Annotated in this window: 32 protein-coding genes and 1 pseudogene; 32 read left to right on the top strand and 1 reads right to left on the bottom strand. The window is 43.6% G+C overall.

Annotation, left to right across the window (positions count from 1 at the left end; translation table 11 throughout):
* The first annotated feature begins 1,011 nt into the window (after window positions 1-1,011).
* The 32 genes and pseudogenes from rpsJ (at window position 1,012) to carA (ending at window position 20,177) form a co-directional block, all read left to right on the top strand.
* Window positions 1,012-1,317 (top strand): 30S ribosomal protein S10, encoded by a 306-nt coding sequence (gene rpsJ, locus PV783_RS29305; protein WP_012789286.1) that lies wholly within the window; start codon window positions 1,012-1,014, stop codon window positions 1,315-1,317.
* Window positions 1,318-1,510: 193 nt separating this feature from the next.
* Window positions 1,511-2,128 carry a 50S ribosomal protein L3 gene (gene rplC / locus PV783_RS29300; RefSeq protein ID WP_079470775.1) on the top strand — a complete coding sequence of 206 codons (618 nt, stop codon included), beginning with the start codon at window positions 1,511-1,513 and terminating at the stop codon, window positions 2,126-2,128.
* A 1-nt stretch (window position 2,129) separates the two neighbouring features.
* The gene (rplD, locus tag PV783_RS29295; RefSeq protein WP_079470774.1) at window positions 2,130-2,774 is read left to right on the top strand and encodes a 50S ribosomal protein L4; all 645 of its coding nucleotides are present in this window, start codon (window positions 2,130-2,132) and stop codon (window positions 2,772-2,774) included.
* A gap of 63 nt (window positions 2,775-2,837) precedes the next feature.
* The gene (rplW, locus tag PV783_RS29290) at window positions 2,838-3,137 is read left to right on the top strand and encodes a 50S ribosomal protein L23 (RefSeq protein WP_079470773.1); all 300 of its coding nucleotides are present in this window, start codon (window positions 2,838-2,840) and stop codon (window positions 3,135-3,137) included.
* 88 nt (window positions 3,138-3,225) lie between these two features.
* A complete protein-coding gene (gene rplB, locus PV783_RS29285; RefSeq protein ID WP_079470772.1) occupies window positions 3,226-4,059 on the top strand; it encodes a 50S ribosomal protein L2 in 834 nt (277 codons plus the stop codon).
* A gap of 68 nt (window positions 4,060-4,127) precedes the next feature.
* Window positions 4,128-4,394, top strand: coding sequence for a 30S ribosomal protein S19 (gene rpsS / locus PV783_RS29280; RefSeq protein ID WP_079470771.1), 267 nt, complete (start codon window positions 4,128-4,130; stop codon window positions 4,392-4,394).
* 96 nt (window positions 4,395-4,490) lie between these two features.
* Window positions 4,491-4,838 carry a 50S ribosomal protein L22 gene (rplV, locus tag PV783_RS29275; protein WP_079470770.1) on the top strand — a complete coding sequence of 116 codons (348 nt, stop codon included), beginning with the start codon at window positions 4,491-4,493 and terminating at the stop codon, window positions 4,836-4,838.
* A 64-nt stretch (window positions 4,839-4,902) separates the two neighbouring features.
* Window positions 4,903-5,694 carry a 30S ribosomal protein S3 gene (rpsC, locus tag PV783_RS29270; protein ID WP_079470769.1) on the top strand — a complete coding sequence of 264 codons (792 nt, stop codon included), beginning with the start codon at window positions 4,903-4,905 and terminating at the stop codon, window positions 5,692-5,694.
* Window positions 5,695-5,749: 55 nt separating this feature from the next.
* Window positions 5,750-6,169, top strand: a complete 420-nt coding sequence (gene rplP, locus PV783_RS29265) for a 50S ribosomal protein L16 (protein ID WP_079470768.1) — start codon at window positions 5,750-5,752, stop codon at window positions 6,167-6,169.
* Window positions 6,170-6,238: 69 nt separating this feature from the next.
* Window positions 6,239-6,439, top strand: a complete 201-nt coding sequence (gene rpmC, locus PV783_RS29260; RefSeq protein WP_079470767.1) for a 50S ribosomal protein L29 — start codon at window positions 6,239-6,241, stop codon at window positions 6,437-6,439.
* 91 nt (window positions 6,440-6,530) lie between these two features.
* Window positions 6,531-6,791, top strand: coding sequence for a 30S ribosomal protein S17 (gene rpsQ / locus PV783_RS29255; RefSeq protein ID WP_079470766.1), 261 nt, complete (start codon window positions 6,531-6,533; stop codon window positions 6,789-6,791).
* 75 nt (window positions 6,792-6,866) lie between these two features.
* Window positions 6,867-7,235: a 50S ribosomal protein L14 gene (gene rplN, locus PV783_RS29250; RefSeq protein WP_079470765.1), complete on the top strand. Its 369-nt coding sequence runs from the start codon at window positions 6,867-6,869 to the stop codon at window positions 7,233-7,235.
* 169 nt (window positions 7,236-7,404) lie between these two features.
* Entirely contained in the window at window positions 7,405-7,743 is a 339-nt protein-coding gene (gene rplX, locus PV783_RS29245; RefSeq protein ID WP_079470764.1) for a 50S ribosomal protein L24, read from the top strand.
* Window positions 7,743-8,318 carry a 50S ribosomal protein L5 gene (gene rplE / locus PV783_RS29240; RefSeq protein WP_079470763.1) on the top strand — a complete coding sequence of 192 codons (576 nt, stop codon included), beginning with the start codon at window positions 7,743-7,745 and terminating at the stop codon, window positions 8,316-8,318. Before rplX ends, rplE begins: the two co-directional genes overlap by 1 nt.
* Window positions 8,319-8,338: 20 nt before the next feature.
* Complete coding sequence (gene rpsN, locus PV783_RS29235; protein WP_079470762.1) at window positions 8,339-8,608, top strand: 30S ribosomal protein S14; 270 nt, start codon at window positions 8,339-8,341, stop codon at window positions 8,606-8,608.
* A gap of 114 nt (window positions 8,609-8,722) precedes the next feature.
* On the top strand, window positions 8,723-9,121 hold the full coding sequence (rpsH, locus tag PV783_RS29230; protein WP_079470761.1) for a 30S ribosomal protein S8: 399 nt from the start codon (window positions 8,723-8,725) through the stop codon (window positions 9,119-9,121).
* Between the two features lie 125 nt (window positions 9,122-9,246).
* Window positions 9,247-9,801: a 50S ribosomal protein L6 gene (gene rplF / locus PV783_RS29225; RefSeq protein WP_079470760.1), complete on the top strand. Its 555-nt coding sequence runs from the start codon at window positions 9,247-9,249 to the stop codon at window positions 9,799-9,801.
* 90 nt (window positions 9,802-9,891) lie between these two features.
* Window positions 9,892-10,245, top strand: coding sequence for a 50S ribosomal protein L18 (gene rplR / locus PV783_RS29220; RefSeq protein ID WP_079470759.1), 354 nt, complete (start codon window positions 9,892-9,894; stop codon window positions 10,243-10,245).
* 51 nt (window positions 10,246-10,296) lie between these two features.
* Window positions 10,297-10,815 (top strand): 30S ribosomal protein S5, encoded by a 519-nt coding sequence (rpsE, locus tag PV783_RS29215; RefSeq protein ID WP_079470758.1) that lies wholly within the window; start codon window positions 10,297-10,299, stop codon window positions 10,813-10,815.
* A gap of 92 nt (window positions 10,816-10,907) precedes the next feature.
* The gene (gene rpmD, locus PV783_RS29210; RefSeq protein WP_079470757.1) at window positions 10,908-11,093 is read left to right on the top strand and encodes a 50S ribosomal protein L30; all 186 of its coding nucleotides are present in this window, start codon (window positions 10,908-10,910) and stop codon (window positions 11,091-11,093) included.
* Window positions 11,094-11,214: 121 nt separating this feature from the next.
* Entirely contained in the window at window positions 11,215-11,661 is a 447-nt protein-coding gene (gene rplO / locus PV783_RS29205; RefSeq protein WP_079470756.1) for a 50S ribosomal protein L15, read from the top strand.
* Between the two features lie 78 nt (window positions 11,662-11,739).
* The gene (gene secY, locus PV783_RS29200; protein ID WP_079470755.1) at window positions 11,740-13,083 is read left to right on the top strand and encodes a preprotein translocase subunit SecY; all 1,344 of its coding nucleotides are present in this window, start codon (window positions 11,740-11,742) and stop codon (window positions 13,081-13,083) included.
* Window positions 13,084-13,251: 168 nt separating this feature from the next.
* On the top strand, window positions 13,252-14,052 hold the full coding sequence (map, locus tag PV783_RS29195; protein WP_420990522.1) for a type I methionyl aminopeptidase: 801 nt from the start codon (window positions 13,252-13,254) through the stop codon (window positions 14,050-14,052).
* Between the two features lie 149 nt (window positions 14,053-14,201).
* On the top strand, window positions 14,202-14,420 hold the full coding sequence (gene infA, locus PV783_RS29190) for a translation initiation factor IF-1 (RefSeq protein WP_012789309.1): 219 nt from the start codon (window positions 14,202-14,204) through the stop codon (window positions 14,418-14,420).
* A gap of 70 nt (window positions 14,421-14,490) precedes the next feature.
* Entirely contained in the window at window positions 14,491-14,607 is a 117-nt protein-coding gene (rpmJ, locus tag PV783_RS29185; RefSeq protein ID WP_073083232.1) for a 50S ribosomal protein L36, read from the top strand.
* 59 nt (window positions 14,608-14,666) lie between these two features.
* The gene (gene rpsM / locus PV783_RS29180) at window positions 14,667-15,047 is read left to right on the top strand and encodes a 30S ribosomal protein S13 (protein WP_079470753.1); all 381 of its coding nucleotides are present in this window, start codon (window positions 14,667-14,669) and stop codon (window positions 15,045-15,047) included.
* 108 nt (window positions 15,048-15,155) lie between these two features.
* Entirely contained in the window at window positions 15,156-15,557 is a 402-nt protein-coding gene (gene rpsK, locus PV783_RS29175; protein WP_079470752.1) for a 30S ribosomal protein S11, read from the top strand.
* A 154-nt stretch (window positions 15,558-15,711) separates the two neighbouring features.
* A complete protein-coding gene (gene rpsD / locus PV783_RS29170) occupies window positions 15,712-16,317 on the top strand; it encodes a 30S ribosomal protein S4 (RefSeq protein ID WP_079470751.1) in 606 nt (201 codons plus the stop codon).
* A 68-nt stretch (window positions 16,318-16,385) separates the two neighbouring features.
* Window positions 16,386-17,381 carry a DNA-directed RNA polymerase subunit alpha gene (locus PV783_RS29165; protein ID WP_079470750.1) on the top strand — a complete coding sequence of 332 codons (996 nt, stop codon included), beginning with the start codon at window positions 16,386-16,388 and terminating at the stop codon, window positions 17,379-17,381.
* 115 nt (window positions 17,382-17,496) lie between these two features.
* Window positions 17,497-17,847: pseudogene (gene rplQ, locus PV783_RS29160) on the top strand (50S ribosomal protein L17); the annotation flags it as partial.
* A 250-nt stretch (window positions 17,848-18,097) separates the two neighbouring features.
* Window positions 18,098-18,925, top strand: a complete 828-nt coding sequence (locus PV783_RS29155) for a zinc ribbon domain-containing protein (RefSeq protein WP_133256167.1) — start codon at window positions 18,098-18,100, stop codon at window positions 18,923-18,925.
* Between the two features lie 139 nt (window positions 18,926-19,064).
* Window positions 19,065-20,177, top strand: a complete 1,113-nt coding sequence (carA, locus tag PV783_RS29150) for a glutamine-hydrolyzing carbamoyl-phosphate synthase small subunit (RefSeq protein WP_079470747.1) — start codon at window positions 19,065-19,067, stop codon at window positions 20,175-20,177.
* A gap of 701 nt (window positions 20,178-20,878) precedes the next feature.
* Here carA and PV783_RS29145 read toward each other — a convergent pair.
* Window positions 20,879-22,078, bottom strand: coding sequence for a pyridoxal phosphate-dependent aminotransferase (locus PV783_RS29145; protein WP_079470746.1), 1,200 nt, complete (start codon window positions 22,076-22,078; stop codon window positions 20,879-20,881).
* Between the last annotated feature and the right edge of the window lie 7 nt (window positions 22,079-22,085).

Genomic DNA, 22,085 nt, shown 5'->3' with positions numbered 1-22,085 from the left:
CGCACATCATCCGGGAGGCTGTTCAATATCAGAACAGCCTCTTTTTTTATCACCGGTATCCGCCTGAATCAGCTATGGTGGCTGAATGAACATGTTAAACTCATTCGATTGGAATGAATAAAATGAACGACCGGATATTGAATGATAGCTTTTAATTTAGACGTGTTAACTGAATAACAACTGGGCATCGCCGAAAACCAGGTAATAGAGTAGGCAATATCTTATAAAAACCTTTTTCCATGGATTTACTGAATCAACTGCTGGCATTAATCTTAGGATTAGTTAAGTCATTATTAGGTGGTTTACCACTCTAAGGGTTGTTGGATCGTTTGACCAACAGATCATCAAACCACTTTAATTATTCGGAAAGGGGTTGTTCCAGGTAAGCGGGAACAACCCTTTCTCTTTGTCCCTTCTTAATACTTCTCCCATACTTCTCAGATACTTCTCCCATACTTACCGGGTACTTAGGACTCGTGTATGTGTTGTACTCCCTATATAGTTCCTATACATTCCCTATACAGTTTCCATACACTCCCTATACACTCCCCATACACTCATGATACACTCCCCATACACTCCCTATACACTCAGGTGCTTTTAGCATACTCTGCCATTATACTTTTTTACCTGCTTTCAGGAGAAAATACAGCAGTCCGGGATCTTCCTGGTTTCCGCTTCTGTTCGGAGGGGAATCTGCTTATTCTTCCATCTCCCGGAAAAAAAATTGTAAAGAAATTCTCCTTTTTTTGGTTTTGAAATATGTTTTCCTATATTTGTCAAAACGAGCATGTGAAGTTACCTTAAGGCTTAACGTACACACAATGAATGATTTCTGAAGCCTTAATCACCGGATAATATCATTTTTACCGCACCTCTTTCGCCGCCGGAGCCAGCCCCTTGCCCGGTTTCTTTTATTTTTTCCTGAGAATTATTTGCCAAATAGAAAAAACGGGTTACCTTTGCCCTCCCAAATTGTATTGGGAAAAAACAAGAAGAAGTTCATTGCATATGTCTCAGAGAATAAGAATCAAGCTGAAGTCCTACGATCATAACCTGGTAGACAAGTCTGCTGAGAAGATCGTTAAAACCGTGCGTAACACGGGTGCCGTGGTAACAGGTCCAATTCCTTTACCTACCGAGAAGAAAATATTTACAGTATTACGTTCTCCGCACGTAAATAAGAAAGCGCGCGAGCAGTTCCAACTGTGTACACACAAACGTTTACTGGATATTTACACGTCTTCTTCCAGAACTGTAGACGCGCTGAGCAAGCTCGATCTGCCTTCCGGAGTAGAAGTTGAAATTAAAGCATAGGACAACAGCAAGGCGGGCGAAAGGCCGGCCTTTTATTGATTTATGGTTATCTTGTTGGTTACCAGCAAGATAACAATTTTAACAAGCAAACATAGGTCGCGCCTTCTGGGCGGCCGCCCAATAAATGTATTTAAACCGCCCATCCTGGGGATAGCACGAAATCCCCCAGGCGCTGGGTAAAATCATATAAAAAATGAAAGGTATTATTGGCAAAAAGATTGGTATGACCAGTATCTTCGAGTCTAATGGTAAGCAAACTGCTGTTACCATTATCGAAGCGGGTCCCAACGTTGTAACTCAGGTAAAAACCCTGGAGTCAGATGGTTACAATGCAATTCAGGTTTCTTTCGGTGAGAAGAAAGAAAAACACACCACTAAAGCAGAAAGCAGTCACTTCGCGAAAGCAAGCACCTCTCCCAAACGTTTTGTAAAAGAACTCCGCAACCCGGACGTACAGAAAGCCCTCGGTGAATCTATCACCTGCGAAATCTTCGCAGAAGGTGAAACAATTGACGTTGTAGGCACTTCCAAAGGTAAAGGTTTCCAGGGTGTTGTAAAACGCCACGGATTCAGTGGTGTGGGTGAAGCTACCCACGGTCAGCACGATAGAAGCAGGGCTCCTGGTTCTGTTGGTGGATCCTCTTATCCTTCCCGCGTATTCAAGGGTATGCGTATGGCCGGCCAAACAGGTAACGAAAGAGTGAAAGTGAAAGGTCTGAAGATCGTGAAAATATTCCCTGAAAAGAATTATATCCTGGTAAGTGGTTCCGTTCCCGGCCACATTGGTTCAATCGTTTTAATCCAGAAGTAACATGCAAATCGATATTTTAAATATAGAAGGTAAGAAAACCGGAAGGACTATTGAACTTCCTGAGGAGATCTTTGGTGTTGAGCCTAACAACCACGTAATCTACCTGGCTGTTAAACAATACCTCGCTGCTCAGCGTCAGGGTACCCACAAGGTAAAAACCAGAGCTGAAGTACAAGGTGCTTCCCGTAAACTGCACAAACAAAAAGGTACCGGTGGCGCCCGTAAAGGTAACATCCGTAACCCATTGTATAAAGGTGGTGGTACCATCTTCGGACCAAAACCACACGGTTGGGGTTTCAAACTGAACAGAAAAGTAAAAGATCTCGCAAAGATCTCTGCCCTGTCAGTGAAAGCTAAAGAAAACAGCATCATCATTGTTGAAGATCTGCAGCTCGAAACACCAAAAACCAAACAATTCGTTGGTTTCCTGAAGAATCTGAACATCAATGTTGAAGGCAGAAAGACTATGTTCATCACGCCTGAATACAATGACAATGTTTACCTGTCTTTAAGAAACATTCCTACTGTAGACGGTACTGTACTGAGCGACGTAAACACTTACGACATCATGAACAGCAACTATATCGTGTTCACTGAAAGCGCTGCAAAGATCTTCACTGAAGAGCCTGCAGAAGCGGAAGCATAGGATGTCAAAACCAATTAAATAACAGCTCGCGGCCAACGCCAACAGCTTAATGCTATAAAGAAGATGAAACTTTCTGACGTTTTAATCAAACCGGTGGTATCCGAAAAGGTTAACAAAGCAACCGAAAAATTCAACCGCTACTACTTCATTGTTGACAAAAAAGCCAACAAACTGGAGATCAAGAAAGCAGTGGAAGAGTTTTACGGTGTAACCGTAGCAGAAGTAAATACTGCTGTAATGCCAGGTAAAGCTAAATTCCGCTTTACTAAAGCCGGTTTCATCGCAGGTAAAAAACCGTCTTACAAAAAGGCGATCATTACCGTTGCAAGTGGTGAAACTATAGATCTGTATGCTAACATGTAGTGCCGTTCCGGCCTGAACAGCCGGGATGTGGATGTATATACAGATCACTATTTATATTTAATAACAACATTTAACTTTTTAGGAAGTAATGGCACTGAAGAAGTTCAAACCAATGACGGCCGGTACCCGCTGGAAAATAGGCAACGCTTACGCTGAGCTGACATCGGATACCCCTGAGAAAAGCCTGCTGGAGCCCATCAAAAGGACCGGCGGTAGAAATGCGCAAGGTAGAATGTCTATGCGCTACATAGGTGGTGGTCACAAGAAACAATACCGTGTAATTGATTTCAAACGTGATAAAGAGAATGTACCTGCTACAGTTAAAACGATCGAATATGATCCTAACCGTAGCGCATTCATCGCACTGGTAAACTATGCTGACGGTGAGAAACGTTACATCATTGCTCCACAGGGCTTACAGGTTGGTGGTACCGTTATAAGCGGCTCCGACGTAGCTCCTGAAGTAGGTAACGCTTTGCCACTGAAAAACATGCCGCTGGGTACTGTTGTGCACAACATCGAGCTGCAGCCTGGTAAAGGTGGTGCTATCGCAAGAAGCGCCGGCGCTTACGCACAGCTGTCCAACAAGGAAGAAAAATATGCCGTACTGAAAATGCCTTCCGGCGAGCTCCGCAAAGTATTAAATACTTGTAAAGCAACCGTAGGTACTGTTTCTAACTCCGACCACGCACTGCAATCCATCGGTAAAGCAGGTGCTAACCGTTGGAGAGGTATCCGCCCCCGCAACCGTGGTGTGGCTATGAACCCTGTGGATCACCCGATGGGTGGTGGTGAAGGTAAATCTTCCGGAGGCCATCCAAGATCAAGAACTGGTAAATATGCGAAAGGTCTGAAAACCAGAAAACCGCATAAGAGTTCTGATAAGCTGATCATTAGCAGAAAAAACGGTAAAAAATTATAGTATTTCTGAATCAGGGCTCCGGTAGCAATACCGGATCCCGGGTTTGAAAAATCATAAATCAGTAAGACATGGCTCGTTCCATAAAAAAAGGTCCTTACGTAGACCTGAAATTAGAAACAAAAGTTGAAAAGATGAATACCGGTACCAAGCGTTCTGTTATCAAGACCTGGAGCCGTCGTTCTACTATCACGCCTGATTTCGTTGGTCACACTTTCGCTGTTCATAATGGCAACAAATTTATTCCTGTTTATGTAACGGAATTTATGGTTGGTCATAAACTGGGCGAATTTGCACCTACACGTAACTTCAGAGGACACGTAAACAAGAAAATGTAAATTATAGTCTGAGGTTTGAGGTTTGAAGTATTCGTTTCAAACCGGAACATCAAACACCAGACATCAGACATTAAATAATAAAAGAAATTAATAACAATGGAAGCAGTAGCTAAGCTGAATAATAATCCTACATCTCCCCGCAAAATGCGTTTGCTCGCGGACTTAATCCGTGGTCTGGATGTGGAAAAGGCTTTGAATATTTTGAAATTCCATCCGAAACACCCAAGCGTGCCTTTAGAGAAGTTGCTGATATCCGCTATCGCCAACTGGAAAGTGAAGAACGAAGGTGCAAGGGTAGAAGATGCTAACCTGATCGTAAAAACCGTTTTTGTTGATGGCGGCCGTACTCTGAAAAGAATGCGCCCGGCTCCACAGGGAAGGGGTTACCGTATCCGCAAGAGAAGTAACCACGTAACGATTGTAGTGGACGGTAAAGCACAGTAATTCAGTGCAAACCGGAAACAAAATAGAAACAAAACTATTAAACTAATAGACAAATAACCAGAACATGGGTCAGAAAACAAATCCTATTGGTAACAGGTTAGGTATCATCAGAGGATGGGACTCTAATTGGTATGGCAGCAAAAAAGACTTTGCTGTTAAACTGATCGAAGATAACAAGATCAGAACTTATCTGAATGCCCGTATCAACAAAGGTGGCATCTCAAGAGTTGTGATCGAAAGAACTTTAGGTAAGTTAATCATCACTGTTCATACTTCTAAGCCTGGTATCATCATTGGTAAAGGCGGTAACGAAGTTGATCGCATCAAGGAAGAGCTGAAGAAGCTGACAGGCAAGGAAGATGTACAGATCAACATCCTGGAGATCCGTCGTCCGGAAATGGATGCTAACATCGTTGCTGAAACAATCGCAAAACAGATTGAAAGCCGTATCAACTACAAACGTGCTATCAAAATGGCGATTGCTACCGCTCTGAGAATGGGCGCTGAAGGTATCAAGGTTAAAATCAGCGGCCGTTTAGGTGGTGCTGAAATTGCCCGCTCCGAAGAAATGAAACAAGGTCGCGTGCCTTTACATACTTTCCGTATGGACATCGATTACGCTTCCCTGTTCGCATTAACCGTTTATGGTAAAATCGGTATCAAAGTATGGATCTGTAAAGGTGAAGTACTGGGTAAACGCGATCTGAACCCGAACGTTTTAACCGGTAAGGAAGGCGATAACCGTGGCACTGGTCATGGCGGCGAAAGAAGAGAACATCACGGTGAACGCAGAGACAACCGCGGTGGTGGCGAAAGAAGAGGCGGTGGAGAACACCGTGGCGGTGGCCGCAGATAGTATCTGGCGGTTAAGCAGACATTAACAATTACTATTAACATTAACAACATAGACGATGTTACAGCCAAAAAGAACGAAACACAGGAAGATGCACAAAGGCCGCATCAAAGGGAACGCTAAAAGAGGCGCTACCCTCTCCTTTGGTACTTTCGGTCTTAAAGCATTAGAACCTAAGTGGATCACCGACAGGCAGATCGAAGCTGCACGTGTTGCGCTGACAAGGCACATGAAACGTGAAGGTAACGTATGGATCCGCATATTCCCTGACAAACCTATCACTGCTAAGCCTTTGGAAGTGAGGATGGGTAAAGGTAAAGGTGCTCCTGACCATTGGGCAGCAGTTGTAAAGCCAGGTAGAATTTTATTTGAAGCTGATGGCGTTTCCTTACAGGTAGCAAAAGAAGCAATGGAACTCGCAGCTCAGAAACTGCCCATTAAAGTAAAATTTGTAACCAGCCGCGACTACGTAGCTTAATTACAGGTACACAATAACTAAAAATCCGGTAACACTGCCCCGGCAGCTAACCGAATCAAACTCAATACAATGGCAAAAGAAAAGCTGGAACTGAAAGGCCTGAGCGAACAAGATCTGAAAGAGAAAATCTCTGCAGAAGAACTCCGCTTGAAAAAAATGACCTTTGGTCACGCAATTACGCCAATCGAAAATCCAATGAGCATCCGCGCCGTAAGACGCGATATCGCTCGGATGAATACCGAACTGCGTAAAAGACAACTGGGCTTCTAAATCTTCAGTCCCGGTACCCCCGGGGCTGCTGACATAGCAATAGTATAACACAATTTATGACCTCCTCACGGAGGGTTAAATACTTTCAACAATGACGACCGAAAGAAAATTAAGAAAAACCAGGATTGGTGTGGTTGCCAGCAACAAAATGGATAAAACCATTACCGTTAAGGTGGAGCGTAAGGTAAAGCACCCGATCTATGGTAAATTCGTGAAAAAAACTACCAAGTTCATGGCGCATGACGACAAGAACGAGTGCAGCATCGGCGATACCGTGAAAATCGCGGAAACACGCCCTCTGAGCAAGAACAAGTGCTGGAGACTGGTAGAAGTAATCGCTAAAGTAAAATAATTATTTATTTGTTTCAAGCTGCTGCCGGCAACCCCGGTGCCAGCCGCTGACTAAACAATATCAAATCTCATTTCGATGATACAACAAGAATCAAGACTGAGTGTAGCTGATAACAGCGGTGCCAAAGAAGTATTGTGCATCCGCGTATTAGGTAACTCCGGTCAGGACTACGCTGGCGTAGGCGATAAAATTGTAGTAACCGTTAAGGACGCAATGCCAGGTGGCGGTGTGAAGAAAGGTATGGTGACCAAAGCTGTAATCGTAAGAACTAAGAACAAATTACGTCGTAAAGACGGTTCTTATATCCGTTTCGATGATAACGCGGTTGTACTGCTCAATAACTCAGACGAACCTCGCGGTACCCGTATTTTCGGTCCGGTTGCACGTGAGCTGAGAGACAAGGGTTATATGAAAATTATCTCCCTCGCTCCTGAGGTATTATAAAGATATAGCGGTACAGGGATTTTGGAATTTTTATGATTTTTATCAAAAAAAGCCAAAATCCCGAAATCCGAAAATATTTCTTATCTTTGCAGCCCGTTTGCAAAACGAGAAAAAACATTAATCAAGCGAAACTATTGTTTCGCTTGGCGTTTATAAATAAATCAAAGTAATGAAAACTAGATTTAAGCCTAAATTTAACATTAAGAAAGGCGACCTGGTTGCGGTAATTGCCGGTGATGACAAGGACAGAACCAAAGCGCGTAAAGTGCTGGAAGTGAATCCTGATAAAGCCCGCATTCTTGTAGAAGGCGTTAACATTATTACCAAGCACACGAAGCCAACTGCCCAGAATACCAAAGGTGGTATTGTTAAGCAGGAAGCTCCTATCGCCATCTCTAATGTAATGCTGTGGGATGCTAAAACTGGTAAACCAACCAGGGTTAACAGGCAGAGAGAAAACGGTAAATTAATTCGTATCGCTAAAAAATCAGGGGAGGAAATTAAATAATGTCAAACACAAAATATACTCCGAGACTGCAGACCAAATACCACGAGGAAGTTAAATCTGCACTGATGAAGAAATTCAACTACAAAAGTGTAATGCAGGTTCCTCGCCTGGTAAAAATTTGCCTGAACCAGGGTATCAATGGTGCAGTAGGTGATAAGAAACTGGTAGACATCGCAGTAGACGAAATGACCCGCATCGCCGGTCAGAAAGCTATCGCTACCATGTCTAAAAAGGATATCTCCAACTTCAAACTCAGAAAGAACATGCCTATCGGTGCACGTGTAACTTTACGCAGCACTAATATGTACGACTTCCTGGATCGTTTGATCGCTGTATCCCTCCCACGTGTACGTGACTTCAAAGGTGTGAACGAAAAAGCTTTTGACGGTCGTGGTAACTACACTATGGGTATCACCGAACAAATCATCTTCCCTGAAATCGATATCGATAAAGTAACGAAAATGTCCGGTATGGATATCACCTTCGTTACCACTGCAAACACCAACGAAGAAGCTTACGAGCTCCTGAAAGAAATGGGTATGCCGTTCAAGGGTATGAAAAAAGATAATCAGTAAATCGAAACGATAATATAATTATGGCAAAAGAATCCGTAAAAGCCAGACAAAGGAAAAGAGAAGCTATGGTAGCTAAGTTCGCAGAAAAACGCGCTGCCCTGAAAGCTGCCGGTGACTACGCTGCACTGGATCAACTTCCAAAAAACGCTTCCCCTGTTCGTCTGCACAACAGATGCCAGCTGACCGGTCGTCCTAAAGGATACATGCGTCACTTCGGCCTCTGCAGGAACATGTTCCGTGACCTGGCTCTCGCAGGTAAAATCCCTGGCGTTAGAAAAGCCAGCTGGTAATTCAAGGTATTTATCTTCCGGTTTACCGGAGGTGTAAATCCGAAAAAGTTATTTGATTCCCATCTTATTACGATTGGATATCGCATTGTAAACATTTATCAAACTATTACAACAATGGTTACTGATCCAATAGCAGACTTCCTGACACGTATCCGGAACGCGCAAATGGCCACCCACAGGATTGTGGAAATTCCGGCTTCCAAGCTGAAAAAACGCATTACAGAAATTCTGTACGATAAAGGTTATATCCTCAAGTACAAATTTGAAGAAGATACTAAACAAGGCGTAATCAAAATCGCTTTGAAGTACGATCCGATCTCTAAAGAACCCGCTATCAAGGAATTACAACGCATCAGCCGCCCAGGTCTGCGTCAGTACGCTAAACCAGATGAGTTTAAGCGCGTGAAGAACGGTTTAGGCGTAGCGATTATCTCTACTTCCAAAGGTGTAATGACCGATAAGGAAGCAAAAGCTCAAAACGTAGGTGGCGAAGTAGTTTGCTTCATCTATTAATATATTGAATGACTGGTTGTTACCCAACCGGTCATTCACTTAAGTTATCTGACAATTAAGCTCTCTATACGGCGCTGAACACGGATAACCGGTACATCAATATCAAACAACTTTAAATTAAAGTTATGTCTCGTATAGGTAAAAGTCCTATCAAATTGGCTAGCGGTGTTACAGTTACTGTTTCCCCTTCCAATGAAGTAACCGTAAAAGGCCCTAAAGGTGAACTGAAAAAGAACATCGACAGGGAAATGAAGATTGAGGTGAAGGACGGCGTTTTAACAGTAATCCGCCCAACTGAACAGATCCGTCATAAAGCACTCCACGGTTTATACCGCGCTTTACTGGCAAACATGGTTCAGGGTGTTACTGAAGGATTCAAAAAACAACTGGAACTGGTGGGTGTTGGTTATAAAGCAGCAAACAACGGTCAGTTACTGGATCTCGCTTTAGGTTACTCTCACAATATCGTTTTCGAAATTCCGAAAGAACTGAAGGTAGCTACCCTGACTGAAAAAGGTCAGAACCCTAAGATCATGCTGGAAGGTATCGACAACCAGTTGCTGGGTCAGGTAGCCGCTAAGATCCGCGGTCTGCGTAAACCAGAACCATACAAAGGTAAAGGTGTTCGCTACAGCGATGAAGTGGTACGTAAGAAAGCTGGTAAATCAGCCGGTAAGTAAAATATTTAATTGGCTAATCAGCTACTATAGCTGGTTAGCTGATTTTAACAGATATCCCGGCAGCATCGGGGTAATAAAATAAAACTCAAAATGAGCACAAAAGTTAACAGGAGACAGAAAATCCGCTACCGCATCCGTAAGAAAATTTCCGGTACTGCACAGCAACCAAGATTATCTGTATTTCGCAGCAACAGCGATATCTATGTGCAGTTGATAGACGATACCAATGGCACTACCCTGGCTTCCGCTTCTTCCCGTGATAAGGATATCAAAGCACAGGCAGGTAACAAAAGCGAAAAATCTGTACTGGTAGGTAAAGCGCTGGCTGCTAAAGCACTGGCACTGGGTCTGACCACCTGCGTTTTCGACAGAAGTGGTTATTTATATCATGGCCGCGTGAAAAGCGTAGCTGACGGAGCAAGAGAAGGCGGTCTTCAGTTTTAATCACGGAGTCCGAATCTTATAATTCTGAACAAGTAATTCTTATAAAATAAAATGGCAAAGAATTCATTCAATAAAGTAAAGGCTGGTGATCTGGAGCTGAAAGAAAAAGTAGTGGCGATCAACCGTGTTACTAAAACCACTAAAGGCGGTCGTACATTCAGTTTCTCCGCACTGGTAGTTGTAGGTAACGAAAACGGTGTTGTTGGTCACGGTCTTGGTAAAGCCAAAGAAGTACAGCAGGCTATCACCAAAGGTATAGACGATGCTAAGAAGAACCTGATCAAGGTTCCTGTTATGCACGGTACCATTCCTCACGATCAGTTTGCTAAAGAAGGCGCCGCCAAAGTGTTGATCAAACCAGCCGCTCACGGTACCGGTGTGATCGCAGGAGGTTCCATGCGTGCAGTACTGGAAAGCGTTGGAGTAACCGACGTACTGGCTAAATCTCTGGGTTCCGCTAATCCACACAACGTGGTGAAAGCTACCTTCAAAGCTTTAGGCATGTTACGCGAACCAATCAGCATCGCCAAAACAAGAGGCGTTTCCCTGAAGAAAGTTTTCAACGGTTGATTTATACCAGCTGAAAAGCTGGGTATCTCCGGAAAATTTTGAAAATAATTCATTAACAATTAAATTACTCCGCTTTTAGCGGATAGGGGTTTATGGCAAAGATTAAGATCACTCAAGTGAAAAGTGGTATAGACCGTCCGGAAAGGCAGAAACTGACCTTGAAGGCACTGGGCCTGACTAAAATGCACGCTACTGTTGAAGTAGAAGCAACTCCTCAGATCCTGGGTATGGTCCGTAAAGTTAATCACCTTGTAACGGTAGAAACAGTTAACGCTTAATTAAGTAACACTGCTGTGGGATTGTCTGTTGATAATCTTACCTTTACATTTGTGACTTTACCATTTTTATTTTAGAATAAAAGCGAGCGGTTAATTTCCGCGCAAGTAAAAACAATTAATTATGAATCTGCATTCATTAAAGCCTGCACAAGGCGCTGTACATAAAGAAAAACGTCTTGGACGTGGTGAGGCTTCCGGTAAAGGTGGTACCTCTACAAAAGGTAACAAAGGTATCCAGCAACGTGCTGGTTACGCGAGCAAAAGAGGCTTCGAAGGTGGCCAGATGCCAATCCAACGCCGTATGCCAAAACGCGGTTTCAAAAATAATAACCGTGAAGAGTATAAAATCTTCAACCTGGGTCAGCTGGATCAATTAGTTGAGAAATATGGCCTCCAGGAGTTTAATCTGGAAACCTTGTTCATGAACGGTCTGATTAACAGAACAGCTAAAGTTAAGATCCTCGCTAACGGCGAACTCAAAACAAAGGTGACTGTTAAAGTTAACGCTATCAGCGAAAAAGCTAAACAGGCCATCGAAACAGCAGGTGGATCAGTAGAACTGGTATAAGACTTTACGACTGAGGAGACGCCTACGGAGTAGTGCGTCTTTTCATATTTAATAGCGCTATTAAACCTTTATCTTCCTGTGAAGAAATTTATCGAAACGATTAAGAATATCTGGAGTATTGAGGATTTGCGTAACCGCATCCTGACCACCCTGCTCCTGGTCCTCATCTACCGCGTAGGATCCTATATCGCTTTGCCCGGCATTGATGCAAATGCGCTCACCGACTTTGAGAAAAATTCTAATCAGGGTATCCTGGGTTTGGTTAACATGTTTGCCGGCGGATCGTTTTCAAGGGCCTCCATATTTGCATTGGGTATCATGCCCTATATTTCTGCGTCCATTGCTATCCAGTTATTAACCATAGCTGTTCCGCAATTCCAGAAAATGCAGAAAGAAGGTGAAAGTGGCCGCAAAAAAATTAACCAGTTCACCCGTTACCTCACAGTTATCGTAACAGGTTTCCAGGCGAGTGCTTACGTTGCATATCTGCGTAATCAGTCAGGTGGCGCTATTATTGCCGAATATGGTACCTTTTTCTTCTGGCTCTCTACCACCGTTTTACTTACTGCAGGTACCCTGTTTGTAATGTGGCTCGGTGAAAAGATCACAGACAAAGGAATTGGTAACGGTACCTCCATCATCATCATGATGGGTATCCTTGCCCGTTTGCCACAGGCTTTAGTCGCAGAATTTTCCAGTAAAGTTGCAGGTGAAGCGGGTGGACCGATCCTGTTCCTCATTGAAATTGCCATCTTTATCTTAATCACCGTAGGCCTTATCCTGCTTGTTCAGGGTACCAGGAAAATACCGGTGAATTACGCTAAACGTATCGTAGGTAACAAACAATATGGTGGTGTACGCCAGTTCATTCCCCTGAAAGTGAATGCTGCCGGTGTAATGCCTATCATCTTCGCCCAGGCGATCATGTTCATCCCTGCAACTGCAATAGGCTTTGCCACTTCCTCTGAAAGTGCGTCAGGCTTTATCCGCATCTTCAGCGATCATACAAACGGCTGGTACAACCTCATTTACGCGGTGCTCGTTATTGTATTTACCTACTTCTATACTGCGCTCATTTTTAATCCAACTCAAATGGCGGATGAAATGAAACGTAATAACGGATTCATCCCGGGTATCAAACCTGGTAAAGCTACCGCTGATTATATCGGTGCTGTAATGGACCGTATCACTTTGCCCGGTGCATTCTTCCTGGCAATAGTGGGTATCATGCCCGGCCTGGCTGCCGCCTTCAAAGTGAACAGCAACTTTGCTACGTTCTTCGGAGGTACATCCCTGCTGATCATGGTGGGAGTTATCCTGGATACACTGCAACAGATTGAAAGCCAGCTCCTCATGCGCCACTACGATGGTTTGATGAGCACCGGCCGAATCAAAGGCAGAACTGCCCCGGCTAACGCATAAGTAATTGAACACAAAAGTGTTACAAGAACAATAAAATAGCCACAGAAGCTTTTCCGCTTTAGTGGCTATATTATTTTTGAATAAAGAACAGTTAGTCCTTAGCTTCAGTTATAAGCATACGCAAAAAGCTGACGCTGATCACTAACAGCGACAGAAACAAGGATTGTTATGATTCACTATAAGACGAAGGAAGAAATAGAGTTGATACGCAAAAGTGCCCTGATCCTGAGTGCAGCCCTGGCGGAAGTGGCCAGAACGCTGAAACCAGGTATGAGCACACTGGACGTGGACGCAGTTGCTGATAAGTTTATCGTTGAAAATGGTGGAACTCCTTCCTTCAAAAATTACAAAGGTTTCCCGAATGCCTGCTGCATCTCCGTAAATGAAGAGGTAGTACATGGCATTCCCAACAAATATGTGCTGAAAGACGGTGATATCCTCACCGTGGATGTGGGAGTGTACATGAATGGATACCATTCCGACAGTGCCTACACCTTTGCCATCGGCAATGTACCCGAAAACGTACTCCGCCTGATGACGGCCACCAAAGCTTCCCTGTATAAGGGCATCGAAAAAGCAATTGTTGGCAACAGGATAGGGGATATCTCCTATGCAATACAGGAGTATACCGAAAAAGAGCGCGGTTACGGCGTAGTAAGGGAACTGGTGGGACATGGCCTCGGCCGGAACCTCCACGAGGATCCTCAGGTGCCTAACTACGGTAAAAGAGGTAGCGGCCCCGTAATGAAGGAAGGACTGGTGATAGCCATTGAGCCTATGATCAACCTCCGCTCCAAAGACGTGGAATACCTGGAAGATGGCTGGACAGTAGCTACCCGCGACGGAAGCCCGTCTGTTCACTTTGAACATACCGTAGCTGTTGGAAAAGGGAAGGCAGATGTATTATCTACCTACGTGGATATAGAAAAAGCAGAGAAAAACAACCCTGAACTGAATTCAAATTACTAGTAAAGCAGTTTGGATTTATCTAATACAGGAGGGGTTTTGAGGGTAAAAAAGACAGGTTTTAGTAAAAAAACTGGCAATATTAATAATAATCAGGGTAAATTTTTCTATTTCAAAAGATAAATGCTATCTTTGCAGTCCTAAAAATTTTTATGGCAAAACAGGCACTCATTAAACAGGATGGAATTATATTAGAAGCCTTGTCGAACGCTATGTTCCGTGTAAAATTGGAAAACGGGCATGAGATCCTGGCCACCATTTCTGGAAAAATGAGAATGCACTACATACGCATTCTGCCAGGAGATAAGGTTGGCGTGGAGATGAGCCCATACGATTTGTCAAGAGGCCGTATAATTTTCAGATACAAATAAGTGGGAACAGCGTAGCGGAGATTGGAATTATAATTTAACAAATATCATAACCTTTTATAAAGTATTAATCATGAAGGTAAGAGCTGCAATCAAAAAAAGAAGTGCGGATTGTAAAATAGTTCGTAGAAAAGGTGTTTTGTTGGTAATCAACAAAAAGAATCCTCGTTTTAAACAACGCCAGGGTTAATCGATTCCCCTAACGGAATTTGATTTTTTAATCAGAATCATAAAATCTAAAATAGAAATATGGCACGTATAGCCGGTATAGATCTTCCTAAAAATAAAAGAGGAGAAATTGGCCTCACCTATATCTTTGGTATAGGCCGTTCTACCGCCCAATATATCCTGAACAAGGCGGAAATTGATGTAAACAAAAAAGTGCGTGAGTGGAATGATGATGAGCAAGCTGCCATCCGTAACATTATTAACGGTGAGTTTAAGGTAGAAGGTCAACTGCGTTCCGAAGTGCAAATGAATATCAAGCGTTTGCTGGATATCGCTTGCTACCGCGGTTTGCGTCACAGGAAAGGCTTACCGGTAAGAGGTCAGCGTACACGTACCAACAGCCGTACCCGTAAAGGTAAACGTAAGACAGTGGCTGGTAAGAAAAAAGCAACTAAGAAATAATAAATAAAATCCCAGGTTGAAATCCCAAATCCGAATCTGAGGGGTTTCAATGACAGTGAGTCATGTAAATTTGGGATGCGGAATTTCATATTTGGAATTTAAATCATTATGGCAAAAGCAAATAATACAAAAACTGCTGCTAATAAAAAGAGAGTAGTAAAGGTAGATAACTACGGAGATGTTCATATCTCTGCTAGCTTTAACAACATCATCGTGAGCATCACCAACAAGCATGGTCAGGTTATTTCCTGGTCTTCTGCTGGTAAAATGGGCTTCAGAGGTTCTAAGAAGAACACTCCGTATGCTGCTCAGCTGGCTGCACAGGATGCTGCTAAAGTTGCAATGGACTCAGGTCTGAAAAGAGCAGATGTATTTGTAAAAGGCCCTGGAGCTGGTCGTGAAAGTGCTATCCGCGCTATCGCTAACTCCGGTATCGAAGTGAACATGATTAAAGACGTTACGCCTTTACCTCACAACGGTTGCCGCCCTCCTAAGAAGAGAAGAGTATAGTAATATATATTTACAACATCCAGATACCAGATTTCGTTAGAAGTTTGGTATCTGGACGTTGTAATATTATTAAATAAATGGATGCATGATCAGGTTTTCAGATTTTTTGAAGAGCATGCATCATTAACTAAAAAATCTAAAGTATATTTAAAACATGGCAAGGTACACAGGACCCAAGACCAAAATTTCCAGAATTTTTGGTGAGCCCATTCTCGGTAATGGCAAGTATTTAAGTAAGAACAGCAACCCTCCGGGTCAGCACGGTGCTAACCGTAAACGCAAACAATTGGGCGAATACGCACTGCAGCTGAGAGAAAAACAAAAAGCTAAATACACTTATGGTTTGCTGGAACGCCAGTTCCGTAACCTGTTTGATGAAGCTACCCGTAGAAAAGGTGTTGCCGGTGAAGTATTGATCAAACTGCTCGAAGCCCGTCTGGATAACACCGTTTTCCGTCTGGGTATCGCTCCTTCACGTCCTGCTGCACGTCAGCTGGTTTCTCACAAACACGTTACCGTTAATGGTATCGTTGTTAACACTCCTTCTTTCCAACTGAAACCAGGAGACGTTATCAGCCTGAAAAACAAAACCGCAAACAATTCTGCACTGACCAGCGTTATCCGTGGAAAAAATCCTAAGTTCAGCTGGCTGGATTGGAACGAGAAAGAAATGAAAGGTGTATTCATTGCTTATCCTGAGAGAGAGAGCGTTCCTGAAAATATCAAGGAACAACTGATCGTAGAATTGTACTCTAAGTAATAAATAATTAGTCCGTGGCCAAAGGTCACGGACTAACCTCATATTTAACAAATAAATCTATCATATCAATGGCAATTTTAAATTTCCAGAAACCTGATAAGATCGTATTGCAGAAGTCTACCGACTTTGAAGCTCAATTCGAATTCCGTCCATTAGAACCAGGTTATGCTGTGACTGTCGGTAATGCGTTACGTCGCGTACTGTTGTCTTCTTTGGAGGGCTATGCCATTGTGGGTATTAAAATTGAAGGAGCCGATCACGAGTTCGCTACACTGAAAGGTGTTACTGAAGACGTTACTGAAATCATCCTGAACCTGAAACAGGTTCGTTTCAAGAGGATTTCAGAGAGTGATGTAACGAACGAAAAGATCACACTGTCCATTAAGGGTAAAACAGAGTTCCGCGCTGATATGATTGAAAAAGCCACCAGTGCTTTCCAGATCATGAATCCGGAGCTGTTGATCTGCACCCTGGATCCTTCTGCCAAGCTGGATATCGAACTGACTATCGGTAAAGGCCGTGGTTATGTTCCGGCTGAGGAAAATAAACCCAAGGATGCAGTATTCGGCTACATCGCGATCGACTCTATCTTTACGCCTATCAAGAACGTAAAGTACAGTATAGAAAACACCCGTGTGGAGCAGAAAACTGACTATGAGAAGCTCGTTATGGAGGTGATCACCGACGGTACTATCCACCCGGAAGAAGCAGTGAAACAGGCTTCCCGCATTCTCATTCAGCACCTGATGATCATCACCGATGAAAACATCAGCTTTGATACCAAAGACACTGAAAAAGAAGACGTTGTAGACGAACAAACACTGCAACTGCGTAAGATACTGAAAACACCACTCGAAGATCTCGATCTGAGCGTACGTGCTTTCAACTGTCTGAAAGCAGCTAAAATCAATTCCCTCAGCGAACTGGTACAATACGAACAGGAAGAACTGATGAAGTTCAGAAACTTCGGCCAGAAATCACTCAGCGAAATTGAACAGGTATTAGGCGAAAGAGGTCTGCACTTCGGTATGGATCTGTCTAAACTGAAACTCGAAGAAGAATAGTATTTATCTGTTAAGCCAAAGCCGTTGCATCCGCATCGCTTTGGCTTAACTACTTTATAATTAACAAGTACCTTGCAATTCCTGACACGGTGTAAGGGTTAAAACAAATAATGTCATGCGTCACGGAGTTAAATTAAACAAATTAAGCAGAACTGCTTCCCACCGTAAAGCCCTGATGTCCAATCTGGCTTGCGAACTGATCAGCCACAAACGTATCACCACTACACTGGCAAAGGCGAAAGCCCTCCGCGTGTATGTTGAGCCGCTGCTGACAAGAGGCAAAACCGATTCTACCCACAACCGTAGAATTGTGTTCAGCTACCTGCAGGATAAAGAAGCTATCAAGGAACTGTTCAGCACGATCAGTGAGAAAATAGCTACCCGTCCTGGTGGTTACACCCGTATCATTAAACTGGGCAAACGTGTGGGCGATAACGCAGAAGTTGCACTGATCGAACTGGTAGACTTCAACGAAATCTACGGTAAATCAGAAGAAAAAGCTGCTGCTAAGAAAACCCGTCGTGCCGGTGGTGCTAAGAAGAAAGCAGAAGAAGCAACTGAAACTAAAGCTGCTGATACTGCAACAGAAGAAAAATCTGCTGAGTAATCTTATATCAAACGATACGAAAAAGGACAAAGCCTGGCTTTGTCCTTTTTTTATGCACTAATAAATACATATATTTCGTAATATTACAGTAGTTTTAACGAGCGTTCCTATGAAATACCTGCACTGTGATAGTTGTGGTCATCCCAACCCACTTAAATCTGAATACCTTACTTTTTGCGATGCGTGCGGAAAAAAGCTGCCGCAGAATTTTGCCGAATGGCGAAAGCTCCGCCCAATGGCCACATTTCCGGAATATACCCAGGCAGTTGGCATCTCCCTGAAAGAGAAAAAAAACACCAGCCCGCTTTACTGGATTAAAAACCAGCTGCAACCCGCTAACAAAGGAAAAGTAATCGTTTTCTTTTCACTCGTTTTTCTGCTGATAGCCATTACCGGCACCCTGTTCGGTAAAAGAGCCGTGTTTACCTTCCTGTATCCCAAAGTACCATCAGCCAGTTTGTACAGCACCTGGCACACCGCTACCATAGGCCGTCAGGCATTGGAAATCAGCACGCCTGTAAAGTTGTGGGTACACGACCAACCGTTGGAAGGAGAAGAGGCTAAGGTGATAGAATACGCGAAAACCTACAGTAATGAAGATGGCGGCGGCATCCGCATCGCGGTAAATATGTTCAGCTATATCAGCAGCGTAGCCAATAGCCTGGAAGATGCAGTAGCGGCCTCCCATAACAGCATGCAGCTGAAGGAAACCGCTACGGATATCGACTGCAAGTCAATACCGGTACTCATTTCCGGGATGCAGGGAATGCTGGAGGAAGGAAATTATCTGTATAAAGGCGGTATCCGCCTGGCCTTTTGTAACCTGGTAATGATCAAAGGAAGCAACCGCTGGCAGATCCAGATTAATTACCGTGACGACGACCCGGTTGGCCGCCAGGTGGCGCAGCGCGTGCTTAAATCTGTAAAAATTAAGTAACATCTTCCTTTCCGGTAAAAAAAATCTGTATTTAACTGTTGCATTTCATACCTTTGCACGGTTTTTTATCCGAACCTTCAGGGCAATTTTGTACCCTTGAAGGTTTTTTTTAAAATATAAAACAAGACAGATACCAGAAATGCCTCAGACAAGAACCATCCAACCTGCCATACTGCTGTTAGAAGACGGTACGGTTTTTCAGGGAAAAGCTTTTGGGAAAATTGGCACAGCCGCCGGTGAATTAGCTTTCAATACCGGTATGACGGGTTACCAGGAAGTGTTTACGGACCCTTCTTATAAAGGACAGGTACTTATAATGAACAACTGCTACATCGGGAACTACGGTACCAAAAAGGACGACGTAGAGAGCAGCAGTGTGAAGATCAATGGTTTGATCGCTAAAAATATCGCGTATAACTATTCCAGGAAAATGGCCGACGAGTCACTGGAAACGTTCCTGACCGATAATAACCTGGTAGCCATTTATGACGTAGATACCCGCGCGCTCGTTTCCCACATCCGCAGCAAAGGTGCTATGAACTGCATTATTTCTTCCTCTATCCTGGACCTGGATCAGCTGAAAGCTGAACTGGCAAAGGTTCCGTCCATGGAAGGACTGGCCCTCTGCAAAGAAGTGACCACTCCGGAAATTTACAACGTAGGCGATCCTGCTGCAGAGATCCGTATTGCGGTGCTCGACAACGGCGTGAAAAGAAATATGCTGAAATGCCTGTCCGATAAAGGCGCTTACCTGCAGGTATTCCCAACCGATACCACTTTCGAGGCTTGCGAGGAATTTAAACCGCATGCCTACTTTATTTCCAACGGCCCCGGCGATCCGGCTCCGCTGACTTATGCCGTAGACACCGTGAAAAAGATCCTGGCTGCAGAAAGACCTATGTTTGGAATCTGCCTGGGGCACCAGCTGCTGGCGCTCGCCAATGGTATCCCTACTTACAAGATGCACCACGGTCACCGCGGCTTAAACCACCCGGTAAAGAACCTGAAAACAGGCTTGTGCGAAATCACTACCCAGAACCACGGCTTTGCAGTAGATGCAAAAGCAGTAGCAGCCAGTGAAAATGTGGAAGTGACCCACGTAAACCTGAATGATCATTCTGTAGAAGGTATCCGTATCAAGAATAAACCTGCGTTCAGCGTACAGTATCACCCGGAATCAACACCTGGTCCGTTTGATAGCCGTTACCTGTTTGATGATTTCTTTGAGATGATTAAAGCGAACAAGGCATAACCGGAAAGAATTTACATACTAACAGCTAAGTGCTGGAAGACAATCTGCTTAAATGAAGACGGTCCCGAGGAATCGGGACCGTTGCATTTTAAAATTCCACGTTATGAAAACAAACGGATATTACCATTGCTAAGAGCGCCGGTAGCTCCGCCCGTTTTATTACATAACAATATTATAGAAAAAAGGTAAACGGGAGGGGGAATATTTTCAGAATCTTTGGGAGTTCAGCTGTTTTTTAGCTGTTAATAGTGGAAAAGGGGAGGGTTAGGACAAAAAAATACGGCTCTGTGATCAGAGCCGTTTGCCTTTATAAATTCCACGTTATGAAAAACTGATACAAAAATACGATATTTTGCTAAAACGTTTTAGTTAATCTTTGAGTTTTACAGAAGACTGATAAATCTTCTTCTTTTAATAATTCAAAGGTCGGACCAAATAAACGTTATAAGAAATAATGCAGGTTAAATTTTTCTTAAACAAGTTTAGATTTTGCAGTCCATCGTATCTGTAAATATTTTTATAATTAGATAATTTTTGTCGTTGTTGTTATTTCTACATCAAATATACGAAACAAAAGATGAAAATTCCAAGCATCTAGTGTTAAATAATTGCATTTTTCTTTAAAAATACATATATAGAATTTATTGTAATGTATTTAACGGCTCTCATCTCGGATTTTACACCTTGTTTTGACGCAAAAATTATTTGGAAATTTTTCCCGGATATACCTCCAATGCTTTTTCCAGGCAGACCATTGCGTGACTAATGTCTGTTGTATTCAGTACATAAGCCAGTCGCACTTCATTTTTTCCCAACCCCGGGGTTGAATAAAAGCCTGTTGCCGGCGCCATCATAACTGTTTGCCCCTCGTAAGAGAAGGATTCCAGGATCCACTGGCAGAATTTATCGGAATCATCGATGGGCAGCCTGGCCATTGCATAGAAGGCGCCACCCGGATTTGGACAAAATACGCCCGGGATGTCGTTTAACATCTTTACCAGGATATCCCGGCGGCTTAAATACTCTGCCTTGATACCATCAAAATAATCAGCAGGCAGATCCACTGCGGCTTCGCCGGCAATCTGCGCAAAGGTGGGAGGGCTCAGGCGGGCCTGGGCAAACTTCATAACAGCATCCAGTACCTGTTGGTTTTTAGTTACAAAGGCGCCAACGCGGCCTCCGCAGGCACTGTATCTTTTAGAAATGGTATCCATCAGGATCACATTGTTTTCCATTCCTTCCAGGTTCATGGCTGAAAAATGTTCGCCGGTATAGCAAAACTCCCGGTAAGCCTCATCAGAGAAGAGGAACAGGTTGTATTTCAGGCAAAGCTGTTTCAACACTTCCATCTCTTCTTTACTGTAAAGATAACCGGTGGGGTTATTGGGATTACAGATCATGATGGCTTTGGTGCGCGGGGTAATTGCCTTTTCAAAATCGGCCATCGCGGGTAAAGCAAAGCCGGTTTCAATACTGGAGGTAATGGTTTTGATCTTTATTTCCGCTTCTACGGCAAAACCATTGTAGTTGGCATAAAAAGGTTCCGGAACAATCACCTCGTCTCCCGGATCCAGGCAGGCCATGAAGGCAAATATGATAGCTTCTGAACCACCGGTGGTAACAATGATCTGGTTGTGGTTCACTGCAATGTTGAACCGGTCGTAATAAGTGACCAGTTTACGGCGGTAACTTTCAAAACCTGCGCTGTGGCTGTACTCGAGGATCTTGAATTCTGAATGGCGTACCGCATCCAGTACGGGTTTTGGTGTTTCGATGTCCGGTTGCCCGATGTTCAGGTGGTATACTTTCACCCCTTTTTTCTTGGCTGCTTCGGCGAATGGTACAAGCTTTCTGATGGGAGAAGATGGCATTTGCTCACCTCTCTGGCTAATGGTAGGCATAAAATTG

Source organism: Chitinophaga sp. CC14 (genome assembly GCF_048957795.1).
In the GTDB taxonomy this organism is placed as follows: Bacteria; Bacteroidota; Bacteroidia; order Chitinophagales; family Chitinophagaceae; genus Chitinophaga; species Chitinophaga ginsengisegetis.
The sequence above is the reverse complement of the archived record's forward strand: the minus strand, read 5'-3'. Positions and strand labels throughout refer to the sequence as shown.